Origin of the sequence: Sphingomonas sp. ID0503, assembly GCF_048565625.1 — a bacterium.
Lineage (GTDB): Bacteria > Pseudomonadota > Alphaproteobacteria > Sphingomonadales > Sphingomonadaceae > JBLZUR01.
This window is the reverse complement of record NZ_JBLZUR010000002.1, coordinates 235,615-258,588: the sequence shown is the minus strand read 5'-3', so window position 1 is coordinate 258,588 and position 22,974 is coordinate 235,615. Positions and strand designations below refer to the sequence as shown.

Below are 22,974 nucleotides of genomic sequence, written 5' to 3'. Positions count from 1 at the left end.
CGAACCTTCGGGTGCAGGGCTAGCTGGCGATGCGGATGACAACCTTGCCGAAATGCGCGGCGGAGGCGAGGTAGCGGAAGGCGTCCGCCGCCTCCTCGAAGGCGAAGCTGCGGTCGATCACCGGCCGGAGCCCGTTGACCGCGATAGCGCGGTTCATCGCCTCGAACATCTCACGCGAGCCGACCATGAAGCCGCGCACCATGACGCCACCGGTCAGGATCGGCAGGGGATCGATCTCAGCCATCGACAGCACGCCGATCAGCTGCACACTGCCATCGCGGGCGGTGGATGCGATCGAGCGGGCAAGCGTGCCCGGGCCGCCGACCTCGACCACCGTGTCGACGCCGCGGCCATTGGTCAGGCGGCGCACCTCCTGATCCCAATCCTCATGCGTGCGGTAGTTGATCGTCTCCGCCGCGCCGAGTTCGCGCGCGCGGGCCAGCTTCTCATCGCTCGACGAGGTTGCGATCACGCGCGCGCCGGCAGCGACCGCGAACTGCAGCGCGAAGATCGAGACGCCGCCGGTGCCCAGCGTCAGCACGGTCTGGCCCGGCTTGAGCGTCGTCAGGCCGTAGAGCGCGTTCCAGGCGGTCACGGCCGCGCAGGGGAGCGTCGCCGCCTCCTCGTAGGAGAGGTGATCGGGGATCGAGACCAGCCCGCTCTCCTCGAACACGCGATATTCGGTCAGCACGCCGTCGATCGCGCCGCCGAGCGCGGTGGGGATATCCGCATCGACCACGCCACCGCCGGTCCAGCCCTGCATGAAGGCACCGGCGACGCGGTCGCCGACCTTGAACCGGGTGCAATCCGCGCCGACCTCGATCACCTCGCCCGCGCCGTCCGACAGGGGGACGACGGGCTCCCCGCTGCCGCCCGGATACTGGCCGTTGACCATCAGCAGCTCGCGGAAATTGAGCGAGCCAGCGTGCATCTTGACCAGCACCTGCCCGCGCGCAGGCGACGGACGCTCCGCCTCGACAAGCTTCAGGCCGTCGATGCCCTCGCCGGGCGTGATGACGTAGCGGCGCATTGGTTTCTCCTATCGGGTCAGGCGGCCTGGCCGGCGGTGGTGAAGTCGAAGATCACCTCCTCGACCGCCAGGAACGCGCTGATCTTGCTCGGCTCGATGAACTGGTTCTCGTCGGCGGCGAGGATGGCGCTCGCCTCCTGGCCCTCGGGCGAGGACATGGCCGCCTGCATCGCGGCCTCGCTTTCCCACCAGACCTCGGTCAGGCCATCGGGCGGCCGCTTCCAGCCCCGGCCCTCGGCAAAGGCGTCGATCTCGGGCGAAGGGCGCTTGTGGCTCTGGATGTAGCGGACGAAGCCCATAGCGCGGGCGTGCTTCCGGACCAGCGCGCCATGCTCGACCAGCCAGCGCTTGGCGAAGGCATCGTCGGTCATGCCTTCCTTCTTCCAGACCTCGACCACCATCTTGATCATGGCTGTACTCCCTCGGTTCGGATCAGGCTTCGCCGAAGAAGCGGCGGGCGTCGGAATAGGTGGGCAGATGCGCGGTCGTGCCGCCATCGGCGCGGATCACCTGGCCGGTGAGGTAGCGAGCATCGTCGGATGCGAGGAACGCGACGATCGCGGCGATGTCCTCCGGCTCGCCCAGGAAGGGCGTGAGCGTGGCGTCCTCGTTGAGCTTGACCAGCGGCTCGGGGATGAAGCCACGCAGCAGCGGCGTGCTGATCATCGACGGCGCCACCGCATTGCAGCGGATGCCCTGCTTGCCGAACGCCGTGGCGACGTACTCGGTCAGCATGTTGATCGCCGCCTTGGACACGCCATAGGCCGGCTGGCGGTTGAACGCACCGACGCCGTACATCGACGAGGTGTTGATGATGCTGCCGCCGCCGTTCTTCAGCATCTCGAGCACGCCGTAGCGGCAGCCGAGCATGGTGCCGCGCAGCGTGCCCTGCATCACCTTGTCCCAGCTTTCGGTCGAGATGGTGAGGATGTCCACATCCTCCTCCAGAACCGCCAGCGGGGTGTAGGCGGCGTTGTTGTGGAGGATGTCGAGCCGGCCATGCTTGCTCGCGACGGACTGGATGGCGGCGCGAATGCTGTCCTCTTCGGTGATGTCGCAGCGGACGGTATGCGCCTGCCCGCCGGCCTGCCGGATCTCGTCGGCGACCGTCTCCGCACCCTCGTCATTGATGTCGGCGATGGTGATGATCGCGCCGTCCGCCGCCATCCGCATCGCGCAGGCGCGACCGATGCCGGACGCGCCACCGGTGACGATCGCAATCTTATTCGCGAGCCTGCTCATGCCAACCCCTCCGTCTTGTCAGAAACGACGCTTTCAGCGCTCTTTCGGCTAGGATGCGGGTACTCGTCCAAATGGTCAAGCTGCAAAGCCGTCCGCCTGTCGCCACCGCCGATCGGCAGACATCGAGGCGAGCCGAGGCGTAATTCGACTGACCAATTGGTTCAACCGCTCCGATCGGGATCGAACCCGAACGGCTTGAACCACTCGCGGTCCTTCCGCGAACGCGCGCGCTCGGCGTCGATCACGGCGCTGCGCACCTCATCGCGTCCGCCTTCGGCCAGCAGTACGCGCGCGATCTCCCGGTTGAGCGCGGCGCGCGCCTGACGGATGTCGCCGGGTGTGGTGGCGGCATCCGCCTTCAACAGCGCCGCGCTCAGTGGCTGATCATCGACCAGCGACAGCAACGTGCGGGTCAGTTCGATCGTGTCCGCCAGTTCCTCCGCCTCGAAGGCAGGGGCGGCGTCGATCTGGCTGCGGATGATCTGGAGGTGGCCGATCGCCAGCTGGACCTGCTCCGCCGCCAGCCCCGCCTCGGGCGGCAACGCCGGAAGCACCACGTCGCTCAGCGCGCGGGCAACGCTCGCCAGACGATCATCAATCGACGGGATCATGTGCGGGCTCCTTCCTCGACATGGTCGCACAGGCTGTCCGCCAGCGCCGGCCCCGCCGCGGCGAGGAAGGTCAGCAGCACATCCTGATGGTTCTGCTGCGCGCGGGCGCAGGCCAGACCGTTCGCCGCGACGATGACGTAGGTCTTGTAGGTGCAGAACACGGCGTAGAAGTGGAGCGTGACCGGGTCGACCACACGGCCCGTGGCGGCGGAATAGGCGGCGATGAACGCGTCGCGCTCATACAGGTCGCTCGCCCGGAAGACGCCGTCCTCGGTATGACCGAACAGCGTATGCAGCACCCAGGCGAGATCCTCGTGATAATCGCCGATCCGCGCCAGCTCCCAGTCGAGAACGGCGATGATCCTCCCGCTCTCCTCGTCAAACAGGTAGTTGCCGGTGCGGTAGTCGCCGTGGGTCAGCACCAGCTCCCGCGCATCGGGCAGATTGTCTTCCAGCCAGCGTTCGGCGAGGGCTGCGATCGGCCGCTCCTCGACCAGATCGACCTGCCAGAGCGCGCGCCAGAAGTTGAGCGACCAGCGCGCCGCCTGCTTGGGATCGGCATCCGGCACCGCGTAGCTCGGCAGCTGAGCCGTCTTCCAGTCGAGGGCATGGAGCGCGACGAGGTTGTCGAGGAACTGCTGTTTCAACAGGTCGCGCAACCGGGGGCCGAGCCGCGTGCCGAGGCCACTGACGCGCAGCGCGGCGTCGCTGGGCTTGGTGGTGCCGGGGACGAAGGTCATGATCACCGCGGGCTGGCCGAAGTCGCTCCCGTCGGGATCGATCCAGACCGGGAGCGGGGCCGGCACGATGCCCTGGACGGCGTGAAGCACCTCGTACTCGCGGAGCCGGTCGGTCTCGGTGATCGATCCCAGCGGGTCCATGCGCAGCACATGGCGTGTGGCCTCGCCGTCCCCGGTCGTCAGCGTGAAGACGAACTGCTCCTTCGATGCGCCGCCACCCATCCGCCGCGTGTCGGACACGGTCGCGCCCGGCTGTTCGCGGGCGAAGAAACGGGTGAGCGCCACCGCGACATCATCGGTGTTGCGCGCGGAATAGGACCCCAGCGTGCGGATATGGGCGCGGCGGGCGATGAGCCCGGCGAGCACCGGCTCCATATCGGTCATCGTCGCGGAAGTGCGCCCGTCGCGCGGCGCGGGTGTCGGCCAGGCGGTCACGTTAGTCCCCTCCATCTCATGCCGGACTTCGCGTACCTGGCGGCGGAAAGGCTAGGCCGGGCCCACGAAAAGTCAACCGGTTCACAATCTCACTTGGCGGAATAGGCCGGGGGTGACAGAGTGACGCCGCAGTAATCCCGCTACGCGGCCGGTGGATACGCACGTCCCGCGAAAAGCAGTACAATCAAACTGAACCCAAGGAGAAGATCGTGACCCTGGATCGCAACGCCTTTTTCATCGGCAACGAATGGGTCTCCCCATCGACGTCCCGGACCTTCGAGGTGATCGGCGCTTCGACCGGCGAGGTGATCGCGACCGTGCCGGAGGCGGCCGAGGCGGATGTCGACCGGGCCGTCGCCGCCGCGCGCGCCGCGTTCGAGACCGGCGAGTGGTCGCGCATGACGCCGGCCGATCGCGCCGGCGTGATGCGCCGCTTCATCGGCGCGCTCGCCGCGCGGGGCGATGACATCGCGCGCGCGGTCAGCATCCAGAACGGCATGCCGATCTCGCTGAGCGGCCTGCTTGAGGCTCAATTCCCGCTGGGCGTGCTCGACTATTATGCCGGTCTTGCCGAGACGCTCGGCACACCCGACGTTCGTCCGTCGCAGATGGGCAAGGAGACACTGGTCGATCGCACGCCGCTCGGCGTCGTCGCGGCGGTGGTGCCTTGGAACTTCCCCGTGACGCTGGCGATGAGCAAGATCGCGCCGGCCATGGCGGCCGGATGCACGCTGGTGATCAAGCCTTCGCCGGGCACGGTGCTCGACAGCTACATCCTTGCCGAGGCGGCGCTGGAGGCCGGAGTGCCGGCCGGCGTGCTGAACTGGGTGGCGGCCGATCGCGATGTCGGCGCCTATCTCGTCTCCCATCCCGACGTGGACAAGGTGGCGTTCACCGGCTCCACGGGCGCGGGGCGCAAGATCGCGGCGGTCTGCGGCGAGCTGCTGCGCCCGGTGACGCTCGAACTCGGCGGCAAGTCGGCCTCGATCGTGCTGGAGGACGCCGATCTCGACGCCTTCCTTCAGGGACTACCGACCGCGTCGCTGCTCAACAACGGCCAGGCCTGCTATAACGGCACGCGCGTTCTCGCGCCGAAGAGCCGCTATGGCGAGGTGGTGGATGCGATGGCGGCGATGATGTCGTCGCTCAATGTCGGCGATGCGCTCGACCCCGCAACCCATGTCGGGCCGATGGCGTCCTCCGCGCACCGCGATCGCGTGGAGGGCTATATCGCGAAGGGGCGGAACGAGGCGCGGCTGGTTGCCGGCGGCGGGCGGCCGTCGGGCATGAACCACGGCTTCTTCGTCGAGCCCACCTTGTTTGCCGACGTCGACAATGATGCGACGATCGCGCGCGAGGAAATCTTCGGACCCGTTCTCTCCGTCATCCCCTATACCGACGATGCCGACGCGATCCGGATCGCCAATGCCAGCGACTTCGGCCTGGGCGGATCGGTGTGGAGCCAGGACGCCGAGCGCGCGATCGGCGTGGCGCGGCAGGTGCAGACCGGAACGATCGGCATCAACGGCTATATGCCGTCGCTCGGCTCCCCCTTCGGCGGCATCAAGACGAGCGGCATGGGCCGCGAGTTCGGGCCGGAGGCGCTGGGCGCTTATCAGCAGTTCAAGTCGATCTACGTGATGGCGTAAACCAGAGGGCGGAGGCGTTCTGCGCCTCCGCTTTTCCCCTCTTGCCGGCACAAAGAAAAAGGCCGCGGGAACATCGTTCCCGCGGCCTTCCCTTACCCCCCTCTCGGGAACTCAGGCGGCGTGGGCGAACCCGCCGCGCGCCGGTGCCTCGTCGAACCAGTCGGGCCAGCCGGCCTTGCGGTTCTGCTCGCGTGCGAGCGCCCGCTCCTCCGGCGTCGCCAGTTCATTGTCCCAGCGCTTGAGCGCCGGCTTGATGATCAGGTTGTGCCAGACGGGCGGGATCAGGGCGGCGAAGAAGCAGAGATACACGCTCGGCATCCGAATCCACTGGCGATCGGGCACCAACTGGTGGAACTTGGCGAAGCTGTCCGTGTGGTGATCGGCGTGATTGGTGATCTCGTACCCCATGATCCGCGACAGCGGCTTCAGGTGGTTCCAGACGTGGCGGCGGGAAATGGTGCCGCCATGCACGCGGATCAGGCCGTAATGCTGGAAGTAGTTGAACGATTCGATCCAGAAGCGGGCGAGCACCATGCCGAGCAGCGCCACGACATTGGCGCGCCAGCCGCCGATCGCGAAGATGATCCCCTGCATGATCACCTGGGCTAGGACCGCCTTCCAGATGCGATGACGGATGCCGAAGCGGGCATAACCCTGCTTCTCCAGCGCGTCCGCCTCCGTCTGATTCGCCTCGATCGTGCTCAGCCACACGGCGCGCGCGGTGAACGGGTAGAGCGAGGTCCCGCGCGGCGCGGTGTCCGCATCCTTGTCAGTCGCGACGTTGATGTGATGGCCGACGACATGCGCGATCTCACGCGTGCAATCGAGATAGCAGACCTGCGCATAGCGGCCGACGAAGCGGCGGAGCTTGCCACGGGCGTGGTAGAGTTCGTGGCTGGACGGCACGAGCGGAATGACGCTCATCCAGCCGAGCGACAGGACCGCACCGACATATTCGATCGGCGCGATGTCGGGCGTCCGAGCGACCCAGAGCGCCGCCATCACGTAGAGGCCGGGGGCGAGCAGCGTGGCGATCCACACCGGCAGGTCGGAGAGCAGGCCCTCCTTCATGCGGCGCGGCTTCATGTCGTCGGGCAAAAGCGAGTCGATCAGGCCGATTCCGGGCAGCGTCGCGATGCCGAACCAGACCCACATACCGCCCGCCCAGAAGCTTGCGTAAGCGCAAAGCTGGACGAGCACCGGAAAATAGTACCGCAAGCGATCCATCGCACCTCTCCATTCTTGCGTATTGTCTATACGCGTTTTCGAGAGAATGCAAGCGGCTCAAGCGGATGTCAGGCGAGCAGGCGCTCCTTCACGGCGGAAAGCGTGTCCGAGGAGAGGCCATGTTCGGCGAGGTAGGGCTCGACACCGCCGTAGCGCGCGCGAATCGTGTCGAAGCTGGTCCGAAGATAATCGGGCTCCACGCCCATCAGCGTGTCCAAGGTCGCCTCATCCAGCACCGCCTCGACTCGGGATTGCAGCATGACGCGTGTTGCCTCCCGCGCACGCGCCGTGCGTCGCCCGGCGCTGAGCAGATAGTCGGCGAAGATGTCCTCCTCAGCGACACCAAGAGCGGCAAGGATGATCGCCGAGACGAACCCGGTCCGATCCTTGCCCGCCGTGCAGTGGATGAGGAGCGGCAGCCGCCCTGCGGCGATCCGGTCGAAGATCGTCACCAGGAAATCGCCGCCCGCGTCCGGCATGCCGGCGTAGACGGTCTGCATCGCCGCGGTCGCACCGGCGGCATCGGGCTGGGCCGCGAGGACCGCCCAGGGTCCGCCCTCCCGCTTGATCCGCTGCAAGATGTCGAGTTCGAGATGCTCGATCCCCCGCGCCCGGAACCAGGCATTGGGCGCATGATCCCGCTCCTGCTCGCTCCGCAGGTCGCAGACGAGCGCGATGCCTTTATCGGCAAGCACGCGCGCATCCTCTTCGGTCGGCTCCAGCAGAGCCTCCGACCGGTAGATGAGGCCGCTTCGCACGGTCGCACCGGAGCGCGTGACATGGCCGCCGAAGTCGCGGAAGTTCGGCGCGGTTGCGAGGGACATGGTCATCTTTGCTCCGTCGTGGTGAAGGAGGCGGAGCGCTAGAGGCTGCGCCCGATCAGTTCCTTCATGATCTCCGAAGACCCGCCATAGATCCGTCGCACGCGGGCGTCGCGCCAGATTCGGGCGATCGGGTATTCGTTCATATAGCCGGCGCCGCCGTGCAGCTGCATTGCCGCATCGCAGACCAGCCATTGCGTCTCGGTATGCCAGAGCTTGGCCTTCGCCGCCTCGTCCACCGTCAGCGCGCCGGCGACATGGCGGGCGATCGCCCAATCGAGATGCGCCCAGCCGACCTGCAGCCGCGAGGCGAGGTCCGCCAGCGTGAAGCGGGTGTTCTGGAACTCGATGACGGTGCGCCCGAACGCCTTGCGGTCACGCACGAAGCGGACCGCCTCGTCATAGGCGCGCTGCGCCGCCGCTTGCGAGGTCAAGGCGATCGACAGACGCTCCTGCACAAGCTCGCTGACGAGATAGACGAAGCCGCGATTCTCGTCGCCGAGCCGGTTGCTCACAGGCACGCGCACGCCGTCGAAGAACAGCTCCGACGTGTCCGCCGACCACTGGCCGACCTTGTCGAGGTTCCGACCGCGGCTGAAGCCCGCCCGATCAGCCTCGATCAGGATGAGCGACGTGCCCTTGGCACCGGCTGAGGGGTCGGTCTTGCAGACGGCGATGATCACATCGGCGTTCTGGCCATTGGTGATGTAGGTCTTCGATCCGTTCGATGACGTATTCGTCGCCTTCCCGCCGGGCGGTGGTGCGGACGCCCTGGAGATCGGACCCCGCCCCCGGCTCGGTCATGGCGATGGCGCTCACGATCTCCCCCGACACCATGCCGGGCAACCACCTGTCGCGCTGCTCATCCGTCCCGTAATGGAGGATGTACGGCATGCTGACGTCGGTCTGCAGCGTCAGGCAGTCCGACATCATCGCATAGCCGAATTCCTCATTGATGACCGCGTTGAACGAGAAGTCGAGGCCCGGCCCGCCGAAGCGTTCGGGTACGCCGGGGCAGAGCAGCCCGGCCTCACCCGCCGCGCGCCAGAGGTCGCGGCTGACCTTGCCCTCCGCCTCGAACTCTTCCAGCTTGGGCGTGAATTCGGCGGCGAGGAAGCGGCGCACCGTCTCGCGGAATTGGGCGTGATCCTCGTTGTAGATCGTGCGTCCTGTTACGTCCAACATCACCCTCTCCTGCCTTTTCTGGATCATAAGTCAGTTTACCAACTCGCGTCCACCGCTTCTGCGGTGATATCGGTGGTCCGCACCATCCGGTCAGGTTATGCTCGCCTCGATAACAGCAGGAGAGCGCAATGACGGGTTCGGAAAGCGCGGCCATCGAGCCCTTCACCCTCGACATCCCCGAGGCGGAGCTCGCCGACCTTGGCCGCCGCCTCGAGGCGGTCCGCTGGCCCGACAGGGAGTCGGTGGATAACTGGAGCCAGGGCGCGCCGCTCGAAGCGGTCCGCGCGCTCGTGGAGCACTGGCGCACCCGCTATGACTGGCGGCGATGCGAGCGGATGTTGAACGGCTTCGGACAGTATCGCACCGAGATCGACGGTGTCGGCATCCACTTCCTGCACGTCCGCTCGCCCGAAGCGAATGCCCTGCCGATCATCCTGACGCATGGCTGGCCGGGATCAGTGATCGAATTCAGCAAGGTGATCGGCCCGTTGACCGATCCGGCGGCGCATGGCGGCGATCCGGCGGACGCCTTCCATGTCGTGGTGCCTTCGCTGCCCGGCTACGGCTTCTCCGACACGCCGCGATCGACCGGCTGGTCGGTGCAGCGCATCGCCGCCGCCTGGGCCGCGCTGATGCCGCGCCTCGGCTACTCACGCTATGTCGCGCAGGGCGGGGACTGGGGCGCGGCGATAACTACCATGCTGGGTCGCCTGTGGCCGAAGGAGCTGGCGGCGATCCACGTCAACATGCCGCTTGTCATGCCGGCCGATGTGAGCGGATCGCTCAGCGAAGGCGAGGCGCGGATGCTGTCGGACATGGAAGACTATGCCCGCGTCGACAACGGCTACGCGATCCAGCAATCCACCCGTCCGCAGACGCTCGGCTACGGCCTGGCCGACTCGCCCGTCGGACAGGCGGCGTGGATCTACGAGAAATTCTGGTCTTGGACCGACAATCAGGGCAGCCCCACCGACGCGCTCGGGATGGACGAGATGCTCGACAACATCATGCTCTACTGGCTGCCCAACAAAGGCGCTTCTTCGGCGCGGCTATATTGGGAAAGCTTCAAGGGCGGCTTCGGCGCGGTCGAACTCGATGTGCCGACCGGATGCAGCGTGTTCCCCCACGACATCTACCGCGCCCCGCGCAGCTGGGCGGAGCGCAGCATCCATAACCTGATCCACTGGAACGAAGTCGACCGCGGTGGGCATTTCGCGGCGTTCGAGCAGCCGGCCCTGTTCGTGGACGAGCTCAGGACCTGCTTCCGCTCGATCCGCTAACCGCCCCGGCGAAGATAGGCGAAGGGTCCGCCGAGATAGGCGGGATAGCCGGTGGCCTGCACGATCGCATAATCCGCGATCCGCAGCTCCTCGGGTGAGCGGTCCGCAGCCAGCGGGGCGACGGCCGCGCTGATGCTGTCGATGTGGCGCTTCGCCTCCGGTGCGACAGCGTCCGCGCCTTCGATCCAGTAGCCGCGCCCGGCGCGCTGGCGAACCGGCGCGACCTTCTCGCCGGCGGGCAGCGAGAAACCTGCATGGCGGAGCGCCGCAGCGTCGGCCACGTCGCTGAGCGCGCGGTTCACCGCATCGACCGCCTCCCGAACGACAGACGGCAGCGCGTCCTTACGAGCGAGACGGTCGTGATCGGTGCGACCAAGGAAGAGCGTCTGGATCATGTTCCTCGCCTCCTCCCGCTGGATGAGGTGCGCGAAGATCGACATCTCGGTGCGGATCGCGCCGTCGAAGACCTGCGGCAGACCGAACTCAAGGCAGTCGAGAATGGCGAGCGGCGCGGGATAATGGCCCAGCGTTTCGGCCAGAATGCGCTCGCGAACCGGCCCGATCGTCGCGGCCACATCCCCGCCGGCCGGTGCGATCCACCCGTCGCGATCCCAGGGCTGCTTGGCCTCGGGCGCGGAGAGCAGCCACGCCTCGGCGCGGGCGATTTCCTCGCCCGGCGCGGCGAGCGCGTGGGCCAGCCCCGCATCGACCGCCGCCTGCCCGCTCAGCCTCGCGCCCTCCAGCAGGATCGGCAAGGCCGCCTCGATGCCGATCAGACGCGGCAGACGCTGCGTCCCGCCGGCACCGGGCAGGAGCCCGACCAGCGACTCCGGCAGGCCCATCGCCACCTTCGGATCGTCCACAAGCACACGGTGATGCGCGGCAAGCGTCAGTTCGCAGCCTCCGCCCAATGCCAGACCCGCGACCGCGACGGCGACGGGCTTGCCCGCCGTCTCCAGCGCGCGGCAGGCGAGGCTCAGGCGGAAGAAATGGTCGAAGGCCAAGTTGAAGCGCTTCCGCTCCGGCGCGGCGACGATCATGTCGTAAGCGACGCCGAGCTCGGTCAGATCGGCCCCCGCGCAGAACGCGTTGTCCTTGCCCGAGCGGATCAGCGCACCCTTCACTGGCGCATCCGCCAGCCATTCGGCGAAGCGGCCGAGATCCTCGATCGCCGCCTCCGAAAATACGTTCATCGTGCGCCCGGGACAGTCGAAGACGAAATGGACGAGGCCATTATCCTGCGGCTCGACGCGGAACTGGGTGAGTGCGGGTAGGTCGATCATAGAGGCGATCCGTGCTGGAGTGTGGCCGCTCAGAGGCGGCGGGCGAAGGCGTCCCAGCCATCGGCAAGGCTGTCGCGGTGATCGGGCGCGGCGATTGCAATCAGCGCTTGAGCGCGCGCGTCATGGCCGAGGCCGCGCAGATCGGCCGCGCCATGTTCGGTCACGATCACGTCCACATCCATGCGGCCGAGCGAGACCGGGCCAGCCGGGGTGCCCGCTGGCACGATACGACTGACCGCCCCGCGCGCGGCACTGGCGGGCAGCGCGATGATGCGAACGCCATGTCCCCGCGCCCCCCGGGCGTAGTCGGAAGCACCGCCGGGGCCGGACATCAGGCCCTTGGGCGTGAGTTCGGAGTAGACCTGGCCGAACAGGTCGACCTCAAGCGCGGAGTTGATCGTGATGAAGTCGGGAATGGCGCGGAGAACGTCGGGATCGTGCGTCACCGAGGCGGGGCGGAAGTCCAGCCGGGGGTGATCCAGCCGGCCGTAGAACGCTTCGTCCCCGATCGCCACGCCGACGACGGCGCTCGGCCCGTCCGCCATTGCCGGCGAATGGACGAGGTCGAGCAGCCCCTCCCCTAACAGGCCGGTATGGGCGCGCAAGTCGCGGTGGCCGGTCAGCGCCCGCATCGCGGCGTCGGGAACCTTGCCGAGGCCCGTCTGCAGGGTCGCCCCGTTCGGCACCAGCGGCGCGATATGGCCGGCGATCGCATCCGCCACCGGATCGTCGCGGCCGGACTCCATCGCGGCGAGCGGCTGCGCGTGATCGATCACCGCCGTGAGCGCATCATAGGGGATGCCGGAATCGCCCGCCGTGCGCGGCATCAAAGGGTTGATATGGGCGATGCGGACCGGGACCTCGCGCCAGAAATCGGCGAGAACACCGACCTCCGTGCCGAAGCTGCACATGCCCGATGCGTCCGGCGGCGCGCACATCAACAGCATCGCAGCCGGCCTGCGCCGCCGCAGCTCTGCGATCAGGTCCTCATAGCAGAGCGGCAGGAATTCGACCCGCTCCCGCTCGGCGCGGAGTTCCGGCGTCAGGAAGAAGGACAGCACCCGGCTGTCGAGACCGGCGCGCCAGGTGCGCCGGTTCAGGCCACCGACGAAGATGCCGGAGAAGGTCATCGCGCCCAGCGCCTCGCCCGCCGCCTCCACAGCGTCGAGGAGCACGGTGGAGTCCGCCGAGCAGCCCGACACGAGGGTCAGGCCGCCCGGCGGAAGCACCTCCGCCAGCTGATCGGGTGCGATCGCGCGCGGCACGGCGGTCGCGCCGTTACTTCACGTATTTGTGGAAGTCCGGCTTGCGACGCTCGGTGAACGCCCGCACGCCTTCCTTCGACTCCTCGGTATCGTAGAACAGCTTCACCGCGTTCAGCGACAGCATGCTGATGCCACGGATGTTGTCGCTGTCGGCATTGAACGAACGCTTGGCGAGCGCGAGCGCGGTGGGCGAGCGTTCCGCGAGGATGTCGGTCCACGCATCGACCGCAGCGTCCAGTTCGGCGGCGGGGACGACCTTGTTGACCAGGCCCATCTCAAGGGCCTGTTGCGCCGTGTACTGCTCGTTCAGGAACCAAATCTCACGCGCCTTCTTGTCGCCGACATGGCGGGCCAGCATCGCGGTGCCCCAGCCGGCATCGACCGAACCGACCTTCGGCCCCACCTGACCCATCTTCGCCGTGTCGGCGGCGATGGTCAGGTCGCAGAGAGTCGCAAAGACGTTGCCGCCGCCGATCGCGAAACCGTTCACGCGGGCGATCACCGGCTTCGGAATGTCGCGGATGATCGACTGGAACTCGTCGATCGGCAGGCCGACGATGCCGCGGCCGTCATACTGCCCCTCATGCGCGGACTGGTCGCCGCCTGTGCAGAACGCCTTGTCGCCGGCACCGGTCAGCACCACCGAGGAAACGCCACGATCGTCCGCCGCCAGCTTGAATGCGGCGATCAGCTCCTCGATCGTCTGCGCGCGGAACGCGTTGTAGAGCTTCGGGCGGTTGATGATGATCCAGGCCGCGCGCTTGCGGACTTCGTAGATGATGTCTTCGAACTGATGCTCAGCCATCTCAGGCTCCCTTGTCTTGGTTGTTCCGGTAGATGGCGCTGGTCCGCGCGACGGCCTTGCCATCGACGGTCGCAACGCCCTGCGTGAAAATCAACGTGCGCGTGGTGCGGAGAATCTCCACCGTCAGCAGAAGCCAGCTTCCGGCCGGCACCCCGGCGAGATAGTCGACCGAGAGCGTAACCGTCGGCGTATGGTTGCTTTCCGCGCCCGTATAGGGCCGCACCGCCACCACCTGCGCATCGACGAAGGTCGCCATCGCCCCGCCGTGCATCATGCCGAAGGCGTTGCAGTGCTGCTCTCCGACCATCATGCAGTACTTGCCCTGCGTCCGATCGATCCAGACCTGACCGATCGTCCACGGTCCGGTGTTGGACAGTTCGGTGCAGTCCCAGTCACCCGGGAATGGCGGGGCTTCGGCGTCCGCCATGTCAGATCATGTTCATGCCGCCGGCGACCGAGAAGGTCTGGCCGGTGATGAAGCTCGCGTCGTCCGAAGCGAGGAAGGCGACGATGCCGGCATAGTCGTCCGGCTCGCCCATGCGCTTCAGCGGGATGCCGCGGACCATCGCGTCCTTCCACTTCACCGCCTGCTCGCCCTCGCCCAGCACGCTTGCCATCATCGGCGTATTGGTCGGCCCCGGGCAGACCGCGTTCAGCAGCACGCCCTTGGAAGCAAGCTCACGCGCGACCGATTTGGTGAAGCTGATCAGCCCGCCCTTGCATGCGGAATAGACCGCCTCGTTGCTGGTCCCGACGCGCGCGGCGTCGGACGCGATGTTGATGATGCGACCGGCGCGACGCTCGACCATCAGCGGGGCCACCGCATGATGGGTGTTGAGCGGGCCGTAGAGGTTGATGCGGATGATCTTGTCCCACAGCGCCTTGTCGGTGGCGAGGAACGGCATCGGCTGATCCCAGCCGGCATTGTTGACCAGCGCCCAGATCGGACCCAGCTCGGCCTCGACCCGCGCGACCGCGTCCTTCACGGCATCCTGATCGCCGACGTCGAGCGCATAAGTGCTGACCGTCGCGCCCTCGCCGGCGAGCTTGGCCGTCTCCTCCCCGGCCTCAGGCTTCAGGTCGAAGATCGCGACCTTCGCGCCCTCTTCGGCAAGACGGAGCGACAATGCGCGCCCGATCCCCTGGCCGCCACCGGTGACGATCGCCACCTTCCCCTGCAATCCCCTCACCAGAAATCTCCCTACTCGTCCGAAACACCGGTATCGCCGCCGGCCATCACCAGCAGCTTCTGCTTGATCTCGCGCATCGTGGCGGTCGTCGTCTGCAGCGCCCCCTCATCGATTCCGTCGAGGATCTCGGTCTCGACCTCCTCGATATTGGCGCGGATCTTTTCCAGGAACTTCACGCCCGCGCTGGTCAGGTAGACGCGCTTGATCCGGCCATCGCGCTGATCGGCCCGCCGCTCGACGAACTTCGACCCTTCCATGCGATCCAGCAGGCCGCCGATGGCGACCTTGGTCAGATCGAGGTCGGCGGCGAGCGCGGTCTGGGTCATGCCGTCGCGCCGCCCGAGGAACGAGAGAACCCACCATTGCGAACGCGTGATGCCCACCGGCTTAAGGGCGCGATCGATGACGATGCGGCGCAGGCGGGAGACATCGTGGACGAGAAAGCCGAAGCGAACACTGGTGGCGAAATCCTTGGGCACGGCGGGTCCTGCAAGTTCGAGGGGACCCGCACCATAGCGGCCCGCCGCAGAACAACCATACACATCTGAACGACTTGCGCCGACACCATGCTTCTCAGGCCGCGGCCTTGGCGAGCTTACCCTTGAACATCTCCCGCGCGATGATCGTCTTCATGATCTCGATCGATCCGCCGGCGATCTTGACGATGCGCGCGTCGGCATAGGCCCGGCAGATCGGATATTCCCACATATAGCCCCAGCCGCCGAAGAGCTGCAGGCACTTGTCCGCCGCTTCACAATGCAGCTCGGTGGTGACCATCTTCAGCATCGCCGCATCGACCGAGTCGAGCTGGCCTGCCATGAACAGGTCGATGCAGCGGTCGGTGAAGACACGCGCCATCGTCGCCCGCGCCTTCAGGTCCGCCAGCACGAACTGCGTGTTCTGGAAATCGCCGATCGACTGACCGAACGCCTTGCGCTCGGCGGTGTAGTCCACCGTCCAATCGATGATCGTCTCCGTCACCGTGGCCGAACGGATCGCCTGGGCAAGCCGCTCCTGCGACAGCTTGGTCATCATGATCTTGAAGCCGGCACCCTCCTCGCCCAGCATGGCGGAGGCGGGCACTCGCATGTCCTCGAAGAACAGCTCGGACGTGTCCTGCGCCTTCATGCCGAGCTTTTCGAGGTTGCGGCCGCGCTTGAAACCTTCGGTCGTCGCATCGACCAGGAACAGGGTGACGCCCTTGGCCCCCGCCGCGCTGTCCGTCTTGGTCGCGAGCACGATGAGGTCGCACATCTGCCCGTTGGAGATGAACACCTTCTGCCCGTTGACGATGAAGTCGGCGTCGTTGTCACCGGCGGCCGCCTGCGGATCGCGGATCGCGCGGGTGCGCACCGCCTTCAGGTCGCTGCCGGCATGGGGCTCCGTCATCCCGAGCGAGCCGATCGCCTCGCCGCTGACCATCTTGGGCAGCCAGTGACGCTTCTGCTCCTCGGTCCCGAAGGACAGGATATAGGTCGCGACCAGATCGGTGTGGATCAGGAAGCCCGGCCCGCTCGCGCCGACACGCCACAATTCCTCGAACACGACGACATCGAACAGATAGTCGAGGCCAAGGCCGCCATACTCCTCGGGTACGGTGCAGCACAGCAGGCCCGCCTCACCGGCCTTCAGCCAGAGCTCGCGGGGCACGATGCCCTGCTCTTCCCACTCCGCGTGGAAGGGGACGATCTCCTTCTCGACGAAACGGCGCACGGTTTCGCGCCACATCTCATGTTCTTCGCGGAAGATGGTGCGTTGGATCATGCCTGTCAGTCCTTGGTCGCACGCAGCGCCTTGTCGCGCGCGGTCGATTGCTGGATGGCCTCGCGCGCGGCGCGCCATTGCTCGTCGGTCATCTGGTTGAGGTCGGCGAAGGTGGCGGGGCCGGCGATATGCTGCCCACCGTCGATCGCGATGGTTTGACCGGTCAGGTAGTCGCACCCGCCGGACAAGAGGAAGATGATCAGGTTCTCCAACTCGCTCATCTGGCCATAGCGGCCGAGCGGAACCGTCTCCGGCCGCGTCGCGCTCGACTGCACGTCGGGAATCGGGCTGAGCTTCTCCCACGCGCTCTCCGTCGGGAAGGGTCCCGGCGCGGTGGCGTTGAGGCGGATGCCGTAGCGGCCCCATTCGACCGCCAGCGACATCGTCATCGCATGGAGCGCGGTTTTGGCCATGGCGGACGGCACGACATAGGCCGAGCCGGTCCACACCCAGGTGACCAGGTTGCTGACCACCGATCCGGGCAGCCCCTCGGCGATCCAGCGCTTGCCGGTGGCCAGCGTGACGTGGAAGCTGCCGTCCATCACCGTGGAGGTCACCGCGCGGAAACCGCGGGGCGACAGTTCCTTGGTAGGCGCGATGAAATTGGCGGCCGCGTTGTTGAGCAGCCCCGTCAGCGGCCCGACCTTCCAGATCGCGTCGATCATCGCGTCGACCTGCTCGGCATCGCGGATGTCGCAGACATGGGCATGGACTTCGCCGGGCATCGCCGCCGCCGCTTCCGCCAGCACAGCCTCACGCCGGCCGCAGATATGGACCACCGCCCCCTTGCGGGCCAGCGCACCGGCGATCTCACGCCCGAGACCCGATCCGCCGCCGGTCACCAGAACCGACTTGCCGGCCAGCACATCATCCTTGAAGACGTCGGTCACGCATCTCTCCCGCGGCGCACAGCGCTCATTGTCGTCAACCTGTTTACAAACTTGTTCGCACCTGTCAACAAGCGCGGGACAGCAGAACGGGTTGAGGATGACAGACAGGTTCATCTCGGCAGTCGGCGGCTATCTGCCGCTGCTGCGTTTCGAGCGGGCGGCGGCATCGAAGGCGCTGCGCTATGCGGGCCTCGGCGGACGCGGCGGCGGCTATCGCGCGCTTGCCGGGTGGGATGAGGACCCGGTGACCATGGCAGTCGAAGCCGGCCGGCAGATCGTCGGCGCACCCTTCGATCGACTCGTCTTCGCCTCCACCTCCGCCCCCTTCTACGAGCGGTCGCATGCCACCCTTGCGGTCGAGGCGCTCGGCCTAGCGCCAACCACCCGCACCAGCGACCTTGCGGGGACGCGGCGCTGTGCAGTGTCCGGTCTTTTGGACGCGCTGCTCGGCGGGGGCGACACCGTGGTGATCGCGGGCGAGAAGCGGCCGGCCAAGCCGGGCAGCGCCGCGCATAGCAGCTTTGGCGATGGCGGCGGCGCGGTGCGCGTGGGCGATACGGGCGCGGCGCGGCTGATCGGCCATGCCAGCCTCTCGCACGACCTTGTCGATCTCTATGCGTCCCGCGAGTCGCCTTTACCCTACGCTTATGAGGAACGGTTCGTTCGTGAGACGGCCGTCTCCGCCGTCCTGGCACCAACGATCCGGGCCGCCTGCGCGGCAGCCGGGATCGATGGCGGCCGGATCGCCCATGCCGCGGTCCATGAGCCGCTGTCCGGGACGTGGAAGGATCTCGCGCGGGCAGTCGGCACCGCCGCCCCCAACCACGCCGCCGACCTTGAAAGCCGCGCCGGCGACCTTGGTGCTGCTCATGCGCTCTTCGCCGCGGGCCTCGCCTTCTCCGCTGCGAAGCCCGGCGACATCGTTCTCGTCGCGGGCTTCGGATCGGGATGCGACGCGCTCCTGTTCGAGGTCACCGGCAAAGTGGCGGGTTCTGCCGACGTGGCCGAGATGCTGCGCGGCGGGCTCGTTACGCAGGATTACACCCGCTTTCTTTCGCTGACTGGCGCGATCGACCTCGACTGGGGGATGCGCGCCGAGTTCGAGCAGAAGGCGCAAGGGACCGTGCTTGAACGCCACGGCCGCGATGCGATGGGGTTCGTCGGCGGGCGCGATGCCGCCGGCAACGTCCAGTTCCCCAAGAGCCGCGTCCCCGTCCGCCCGGATGCGAGCGGGCCCGAGGCGATGGAGGACGTGCGGCTGGCGGACCTGACCGCCACGTTGAAGTCGGTCACCGCCGACCGGCTCAACTACACGCCCGACCCGCCCTTCTGGTTCGGCCTGGTCCAGTTCGACAACGGCGCGCGCGTGCTGATGGAGCTGACCGACGCGGGTGCCGAAGGGTTCCGGGTCGGCGACCAGCTGCGGATGCGCTTCCGCATCAAGTCGCACGACCGGCGGCGCGGCTTCCGTACCTATTTCTGGAAGGCTGCACCGGCGGCACGTCCGGTGCTGGAGAACTGACATGGCAAGCGGCATCAAGGATCGCGTCGCGATCATCGGCATGGGCTGCACAACCTTCGGCGAGCACTGGAACAAGGGTGCCGACGAGTTGATGGTCGAGGCGTTCGAGGAGGCGATCGCCGACGCCGGCATCGAGCGCGAGCGGATCGAGGCGGCGTGGATGGGCAATGCCCTCGACGACATCAATGTCGGCAACAGTGCGCTGCCGCTCGCCCATGCGCTGCGCCTGAAGAACATCCCGGTCTCCCGCGTCGAGAACATGTGCGCGACCGGCACCGAGGCGCTGCGTGCTGCGACCTATGCAGTCGCGGCCGGTGCGGTGGACGTGGCGCTCGCCCTCGGGGTCGAGAAGCTGAAGGACACTGGCTATGGTGGCCTGCCGCTGCGTACGAAGGGCGTCGCGAACGATCTGTGGATGCCCTATGGCTCCGCGCCCGGTACCTTCGCGCAGCTGGCCGGGGCCTATACCGCGCGGCATGATCTCGACCCCGGTGATCTCAAGCGCGCGATGGCGCATGTCTCGTGGAAGAGCCACCAGAACGGCGCGCTCAACGCCAAGGCGCATCTGCGCAAGGCGGTGGACATGGACAAGATCCTCGGCGCACCGATGATTGCCGACCCGCTCGGCCTCTTCGACTGCTGCGGCGTGTCGGACGGGGCCGCCTGCGCCATCGTCACCACGCCGGAAATCGCAAGGGCGCTCGGCCAGAAGAACCCCGTCACGATCAAGGCGATCCAGCTGTCGGCCAGCAACGGATGGGAGATGCAGTACAGCGAGTGGGACGGCGCGTCGGTCCGCAACACGCGGGAGGCGGCCAAGCGGGCCTATGCCGAAGCGGGCGTCGACGATCCCCGCCGCGACCTGTCGTTGACCGAGGTGCACGACTGCTTCTCGGTCACGGAACTTGTGACGATGGAAGACCTCGGCCTGTCCGACGAGGGGCGCGCCGCCTTCGACGTGCTCGACGGGCGCTTCGATCGGGACGGCGACCTGCCCTGTCAGATCGACGGGGGCCTGAAATGCTTCGGTCACCCGGTCGGCGCGTCGGGGCTGCGCATGGCCTATGAGATCTACACCCAGCTGCGCGGCCGCGCGGGTGAGCGGCAACGGGATGACGTCCGCCTCGGCCTCACTCACAATCTCGGCGGTGCGCCGTATAACAGCGTCGCGGCGGTCTCGATCCTCGGCCGCCTCAACGAGGGAGCGGATTAAGTGCCAGGACTTTACTTCGAGGAGTTCGAGATCGGCCGCGTGTTTCGGCACGAGATCCGCCGGACCGTCACCGACATGGATAACATGCTGTTCTCCTCGCTCACCTACAATCCGGCGGCGATCCACATCGACCACGCCTATTGCGCGACGACCGAGTTCGGCCGGCCGCTGATGAATTCGATCTTCACTCTCGGCCTCGTCATCGGCCTGACCGTGCAGGAGACCACCTTCGGCACCACCGTCGCCAATCTGGGCATGACCGATACCGTGTTCCCGAAGCCGGTCTTCGCGGGCGACACGATCCGGTCGGAGACGGAGGTGAAGGCCTTGCGCCCCTCCGCCTCCCGCCCCGGCCAGGGCATCGTTACCTTCGAGCATGTCGGCCTGAACCAGCGTGATGAGGTTGTCTGCCGCACCACCCGCGCGGCGCTGATGATGGCGCGACCGGCATGAGGCTCCGCTCGCTGCTGTTCGTGCCGGGGGACAGCGAGCGTAAGTTCGCCAAGGCTTCGGGCGTAGGCGCGGACGTGCTGATCCTCGACCTAGAGGACTCCGTCGCTCCCTCGCAGAAGGAGCGCGCGCGGGCGCAGGTCGCCGAACTGCTCGACGATCGGGCGGCGCGTGATTGGGCATTCTTCGTGCGGACTAATCCATTCGATACCGGGCTGACGCTCGACGACCTCGCCGCCGTGGTGAAGCCGGGTCTCGATGGCCTCCTTATCCCCAAGGTGGACGGCGCGCAGGACATTGTGCGCATCGGCCATTATCTCGACGCGCTCGAAGCCAAGGCAGGGATGCCGGTCGGTACCGTGAAGATCGCCGTGGTCGCGACCGAGACGCCTGCCGCGATGTTCGCGCTGGGCAGCTACGCACCCGCCCATCCGCGCCTTGTCGGCCTGACCTGGGGCGCGGAGGATCTCGCCGCCGCGATCGGCGCGACCGACAACAAGGAGGCCGACGGTGCCTGGACGCGGCCTTACCAGCAGGCCCGGTCGATGTGCCTCTACGCCGCTGCCAGTGCGGGCGTGGCCCCGATCGACACGCTCTACGCCGACTTCCGCAACCCCGAGGGGCTGGAACAATCCTGCCGCGAGGCGCGCCGCGACGGATTCACCGGCCGCATCGCCATCCACCCCGATCAGGTCGCGACGATCAACCACTGCTTTTCGCCCTCCGAAGCGGAGGTCGCGATGGCGCGGCGGATCGTGGACGCGTTCGCGGCCGCGCCGGATGCCGGCACGCTGGGGATCGACGGCAAGATGTACGACATCCCCCATCTCAAGGCCGCACGCCGGACGCTCGCCGCCATTGGAGAAGCCGCATGAGCGCGACTGCACGTATCATCTGCATAGGCGTGATCGTCTTCCTGACGGCGTTCGTGCTCTATGCCTTCGCGACAGGCGATGTGATCGCCGATCAGCTCTATGTCTGGCAGCGCGCCTGGGGCGTGTTCGTCTGGGCCGACGTCTATTGCGGCTTCCTGCTGTTCGCGCTGATCGTCTACGCGTTCGAGCGGCGGCTGGGCTTCACCATCGGCCTGTTCATCCTGACCTGTGCGATGGGCAACATCGTTCCCGCCGCCTGGCTGCTCTGGCGGGGACCGGAACTCTTCAAGCGTATCGGAGGCGTGCGAGCATGAGCGAGGCAAGGCCATTGCCGACCGACGAGGATCTGGACGCGATCCGTGAGGGCGTGCGCGCGGTCTGCGCGCCGTTCGATGACGAATACTGGCTGGACCGCGACAATACCGGCGAGTTCCCGCGCGACTTCCACCGCGCGATGGCGGACGGCGGCTGGCTGGGCATTACCATGCCGGAGGAATATGGCGGCTCCGGCCTCGGCGTGACCGAGGCGATGACCATGATGAACGAGGTCGCGTCCTGCGGCGGCGGGTTCGCGGCGGCGTCCACCATCCACATCAACCTGTTCGGGCCGCATCCCATCGTGGTGAAGGGCACCGATGAGCAGAAGGCGCGCTGGGTGCCCCGGCTGGTCTCCGGCGAGGACCAGGTCTGCTTCGGCTTTACCGAGCCGGACGCCGGGCTGAACACCACCCGCATCAAGACCTTCGCCGAAAAGGTGCCGGGCGGCTATGTCGTCAACGGGCAGAAGGTGTGGACCTCCACCGCGCAGGTCGCGAACAAGATCATGCTCCTCACCCGCACGACCAAGCTGGAGGATTGCAAGAAGCCGACCGACGGCATCACGATCTTCTACACCGATCTCGACCGGTCGAAGATCGACGTCCACCTGATCCCGAAGATGGGTCGCAAAGCGGTCGATTCGAACGCGATCTTCATCGACGGCCTGTTCATCCCCGATGAGGACCGCATCGGAGAGGAGGGCAAGGGCTTCGGCTACATCCTCCACAGCCTCAACCCTGAGCGTATCCTGATCGGCTGTGAGGCGATCGGCATTGGCCGCGACGCGCTCCGCCGCGCCGTTACCTATGCCAAGGAGCGGGTCGTCTTCGATCGTCCGATCGGCATGAACCAGGGCATCCAGCATCCGCTCGCGGAGAAGTGGATGTATCTGGAGAGCGCCTGGCTGATGGTCCAGAAGGCCGCGCGCCTCTACGATCAGGGCCTGCCCTGCGGCGCGGAGGCGAACAGCGCCAAGTTCCTCGCCGCCCGCGCCTGCCATGACGCCGCCTGGCAGGCGGTCGCGACGCATGGCGGCTTCGGCTACGCCAAGGAATATCACGTGGAGCGGCTGTACCGCGAAAGCGCGCTGACCCGCCTGGCCCCGATCACCGAGCAGCTGATCATGAGCTTCATCGCCGAGAAGGTGCTCGACCTTCCAAAGAGCTACTGAGGACGTTT

23 protein-coding genes and 1 pseudogene are annotated in these 22,974 nt (G+C 67.0%); 8 read left to right on the top strand and 16 right to left on the bottom strand.

Annotation, left to right across the window (positions count from 1 at the left end; genetic code table 11):
• Positions 1–19 precede the first annotated feature (19 nt).
• From ACM608_RS02245 to ACM608_RS02225, 5 genes are all read right to left on the bottom strand, one after another.
• Entirely contained in the window at positions 20–1,030 is a 1,011-nt protein-coding gene (locus ACM608_RS02245; protein ID WP_419681486.1) for a zinc-dependent alcohol dehydrogenase family protein, read from the bottom strand.
• A 17-nt stretch (positions 1,031–1,047) separates the two neighbouring features.
• Entirely contained in the window at positions 1,048–1,440 is a 393-nt protein-coding gene (locus ACM608_RS02240; protein WP_419681485.1) for an EthD domain-containing protein, read from the bottom strand.
• A 22-nt stretch (positions 1,441–1,462) separates the two neighbouring features.
• Complete coding sequence (locus ACM608_RS02235; protein WP_419681483.1) at positions 1,463–2,272, bottom strand: SDR family NAD(P)-dependent oxidoreductase; 810 nt, start codon at positions 2,270–2,272, stop codon at positions 1,463–1,465.
• A 161-nt stretch (positions 2,273–2,433) separates the two neighbouring features.
• A complete protein-coding gene (locus ACM608_RS02230) occupies positions 2,434–2,883 on the bottom strand; it encodes a hypothetical protein (RefSeq protein WP_419681481.1) in 450 nt (149 codons plus the stop codon).
• Positions 2,880–4,058: a phosphotransferase family protein gene (locus ACM608_RS02225; protein ID WP_419681479.1), complete on the bottom strand. Its 1,179-nt coding sequence runs from the start codon at positions 4,056–4,058 to the stop codon at positions 2,880–2,882. Before ACM608_RS02225 ends, ACM608_RS02230 begins: the two co-directional genes overlap by 4 nt.
• Positions 4,059–4,267: 209 nt before the next feature.
• On the opposite strand from ACM608_RS02225, the gene ACM608_RS02220 reads away from it, so the two are divergent.
• The gene (locus ACM608_RS02220) at positions 4,268–5,707 is read left to right on the top strand and encodes an aldehyde dehydrogenase (RefSeq protein WP_419681478.1); all 1,440 of its coding nucleotides are present in this window, start codon (positions 4,268–4,270) and stop codon (positions 5,705–5,707) included.
• Between the two features lie 111 nt (positions 5,708–5,818).
• Here the strand turns inward: ACM608_RS02220 and ACM608_RS02215 are convergent, their stop codons facing one another.
• The 3 genes and pseudogenes from ACM608_RS02215 to ACM608_RS02205 form a co-directional block, all read right to left on the bottom strand.
• On the bottom strand, positions 5,819–6,934 hold the full coding sequence (locus ACM608_RS02215) for an alkane 1-monooxygenase (protein WP_419681476.1): 1,116 nt from the start codon (positions 6,932–6,934) through the stop codon (positions 5,819–5,821).
• A 68-nt stretch (positions 6,935–7,002) separates the two neighbouring features.
• Positions 7,003–7,764: a tyrosine-protein phosphatase gene (locus ACM608_RS02210; protein ID WP_419681474.1), complete on the bottom strand. Its 762-nt coding sequence runs from the start codon at positions 7,762–7,764 to the stop codon at positions 7,003–7,005.
• A gap of 32 nt (positions 7,765–7,796) precedes the next feature.
• A pseudogene (locus ACM608_RS02205) lies at positions 7,797–8,940 on the bottom strand (acyl-CoA dehydrogenase family protein).
• 128 nt (positions 8,941–9,068) lie between these two features.
• On the opposite strand from ACM608_RS02205, the gene ACM608_RS02200 reads away from it, so the two are divergent.
• A complete protein-coding gene (locus ACM608_RS02200; protein ID WP_419681472.1) occupies positions 9,069–10,220 on the top strand; it encodes an epoxide hydrolase family protein in 1,152 nt (383 codons plus the stop codon).
• Here ACM608_RS02200 and ACM608_RS02195 read toward each other — a convergent pair.
• From ACM608_RS02195 to ACM608_RS02160, 8 genes are all read right to left on the bottom strand, one after another.
• Positions 10,217–11,503 carry an enoyl-CoA hydratase-related protein gene (locus tag ACM608_RS02195; RefSeq protein WP_419681470.1) on the bottom strand — a complete coding sequence of 429 codons (1,287 nt, stop codon included), beginning with the start codon at positions 11,501–11,503 and terminating at the stop codon, positions 10,217–10,219. The two genes, ACM608_RS02200 and ACM608_RS02195, sit on opposite strands and share 4 nt — an antisense overlap.
• 29 nt (positions 11,504–11,532) lie before the next feature.
• On the bottom strand, positions 11,533–12,768 hold the full coding sequence (locus ACM608_RS02190; protein WP_419681469.1) for an acetyl-CoA hydrolase/transferase family protein: 1,236 nt from the start codon (positions 12,766–12,768) through the stop codon (positions 11,533–11,535).
• Positions 12,769–12,781: 13 nt separating this feature from the next.
• A complete protein-coding gene (locus ACM608_RS02185; RefSeq protein ID WP_419681467.1) occupies positions 12,782–13,573 on the bottom strand; it encodes an enoyl-CoA hydratase-related protein in 792 nt (263 codons plus the stop codon).
• Between the two features lies 1 nt (position 13,574).
• Positions 13,575–14,000 (bottom strand): PaaI family thioesterase, encoded by a 426-nt coding sequence (locus ACM608_RS02180; RefSeq protein WP_419681465.1) that lies wholly within the window; start codon positions 13,998–14,000, stop codon positions 13,575–13,577.
• Position 14,001: 1 nt separating this feature from the next.
• Positions 14,002–14,763 (bottom strand): glucose 1-dehydrogenase, encoded by a 762-nt coding sequence (locus ACM608_RS02175; protein WP_419681464.1) that lies wholly within the window; start codon positions 14,761–14,763, stop codon positions 14,002–14,004.
• Between the two features lie 11 nt (positions 14,764–14,774).
• Positions 14,775–15,242: a MarR family winged helix-turn-helix transcriptional regulator gene (locus tag ACM608_RS02170; RefSeq protein WP_419681462.1), complete on the bottom strand. Its 468-nt coding sequence runs from the start codon at positions 15,240–15,242 to the stop codon at positions 14,775–14,777.
• Between the two features lie 94 nt (positions 15,243–15,336).
• Positions 15,337–16,527 (bottom strand): acyl-CoA dehydrogenase family protein, encoded by a 1,191-nt coding sequence (locus ACM608_RS02165; RefSeq protein WP_419681460.1) that lies wholly within the window; start codon positions 16,525–16,527, stop codon positions 15,337–15,339.
• A 5-nt stretch (positions 16,528–16,532) separates the two neighbouring features.
• A complete protein-coding gene (locus ACM608_RS02160; protein ID WP_419681458.1) occupies positions 16,533–17,417 on the bottom strand; it encodes an SDR family oxidoreductase in 885 nt (294 codons plus the stop codon).
• Between the two features lie 97 nt (positions 17,418–17,514).
• Here ACM608_RS02160 and ACM608_RS02155 point away from each other — a divergent pair, with 97 nt between their 5' ends.
• The 6 genes from ACM608_RS02155 to ACM608_RS02130 are packed head-to-tail and all read left to right on the top strand — an operon-like array spanning position 17,515 to position 22,966.
• On the top strand, positions 17,515–18,939 hold the full coding sequence (locus ACM608_RS02155; RefSeq protein ID WP_419681456.1) for an OB-fold domain-containing protein: 1,425 nt from the start codon (positions 17,515–17,517) through the stop codon (positions 18,937–18,939).
• Between the two features lies 1 nt (position 18,940).
• Complete coding sequence (locus ACM608_RS02150; RefSeq protein ID WP_419681454.1) at positions 18,941–20,152, top strand: acetyl-CoA acetyltransferase; 1,212 nt, start codon at positions 18,941–18,943, stop codon at positions 20,150–20,152.
• Entirely contained in the window at positions 20,153–20,605 is a 453-nt protein-coding gene (locus ACM608_RS02145) for a MaoC family dehydratase (RefSeq protein WP_419681452.1), read from the top strand.
• Positions 20,602–21,477 (top strand): HpcH/HpaI aldolase/citrate lyase family protein, encoded by an 876-nt coding sequence (locus tag ACM608_RS02140; RefSeq protein ID WP_419681450.1) that lies wholly within the window; start codon positions 20,602–20,604, stop codon positions 21,475–21,477. The genes ACM608_RS02145 and ACM608_RS02140 overlap by 4 nt, the downstream gene beginning before the upstream one ends.
• Entirely contained in the window at positions 21,474–21,791 is a 318-nt protein-coding gene (locus tag ACM608_RS02135) for a hypothetical protein (RefSeq protein ID WP_419681448.1), read from the top strand. The genes ACM608_RS02140 and ACM608_RS02135 overlap by 4 nt, the downstream gene beginning before the upstream one ends.
• Positions 21,788–22,966 carry an acyl-CoA dehydrogenase family protein gene (locus tag ACM608_RS02130; RefSeq protein ID WP_419681446.1) on the top strand — a complete coding sequence of 393 codons (1,179 nt, stop codon included), beginning with the start codon at positions 21,788–21,790 and terminating at the stop codon, positions 22,964–22,966. Before ACM608_RS02135 ends, ACM608_RS02130 begins: the two co-directional genes overlap by 4 nt.
• Positions 22,967–22,974: the final 8 nt, after the last annotated feature.

What these genes read in the sequence shown, in the direction of transcription:
- ACM608_RS02130 (WP_419681446.1), top strand. Translation starts at nt 21,788, where the DNA reads ATGAGCGAGGCAAGGCCATTGCCGACCGACGAGGATCTGGACGCGATC.
- ACM608_RS02150 (WP_419681454.1), top strand. Translation starts at nt 18,941, where the DNA reads ATGGCAAGCGGCATCAAGGATCGCGTCGCGATCATCGGCATGGGCTGC.
- ACM608_RS02185 (WP_419681467.1), bottom strand. Translation starts at nt 13,573, where the DNA reads ATGGCTGAGCATCAGTTCGAAGACATCATCTACGAAGTCCGCAAGCGC.
- ACM608_RS02230 (WP_419681481.1), bottom strand. Translation starts at nt 2,883, where the DNA reads ATGATCCCGTCGATTGATGATCGTCTGGCGAGCGTTGCCCGCGCGCTG.
- ACM608_RS02245 (WP_419681486.1), bottom strand. Translation starts at nt 1,030, where the DNA reads ATGCGCCGCTACGTCATCACGCCCGGCGAGGGCATCGACGGCCTGAAG.
- ACM608_RS02240 (WP_419681485.1), bottom strand. Translation starts at nt 1,440, where the DNA reads ATGATCAAGATGGTGGTCGAGGTCTGGAAGAAGGAAGGCATGACCGAC.
- ACM608_RS02200 (WP_419681472.1), top strand. Translation starts at nt 9,069, where the DNA reads ATGACGGGTTCGGAAAGCGCGGCCATCGAGCCCTTCACCCTCGACATC.
- ACM608_RS02180 (WP_419681465.1), bottom strand. Translation starts at nt 14,000, where the DNA reads ATGGCGGACGCCGAAGCCCCGCCATTCCCGGGTGACTGGGACTGCACC.
- ACM608_RS02210 (WP_419681474.1), bottom strand. Translation starts at nt 7,764, where the DNA reads ATGACCATGTCCCTCGCAACCGCGCCGAACTTCCGCGACTTCGGCGGC.
- ACM608_RS02155 (WP_419681456.1), top strand. Translation starts at nt 17,515, where the DNA reads ATGACAGACAGGTTCATCTCGGCAGTCGGCGGCTATCTGCCGCTGCTG.
- ACM608_RS02165 (WP_419681460.1), bottom strand. Translation starts at nt 16,527, where the DNA reads ATGATCCAACGCACCATCTTCCGCGAAGAACATGAGATGTGGCGCGAA.
- ACM608_RS02135 (WP_419681448.1), top strand. Translation starts at nt 21,474, where the DNA reads ATGAGCGCGACTGCACGTATCATCTGCATAGGCGTGATCGTCTTCCTG.
- ACM608_RS02195 (WP_419681470.1), bottom strand. Translation starts at nt 11,503, where the DNA reads ATGATCGACCTACCCGCACTCACCCAGTTCCGCGTCGAGCCGCAGGAT.
- ACM608_RS02215 (WP_419681476.1), bottom strand. Translation starts at nt 6,934, where the DNA reads ATGGATCGCTTGCGGTACTATTTTCCGGTGCTCGTCCAGCTTTGCGCT.
- ACM608_RS02140 (WP_419681450.1), top strand. Translation starts at nt 20,602, where the DNA reads ATGAGGCTCCGCTCGCTGCTGTTCGTGCCGGGGGACAGCGAGCGTAAG.
- ACM608_RS02235 (WP_419681483.1), bottom strand. Translation starts at nt 2,272, where the DNA reads ATGAGCAGGCTCGCGAATAAGATTGCGATCGTCACCGGTGGCGCGTCC.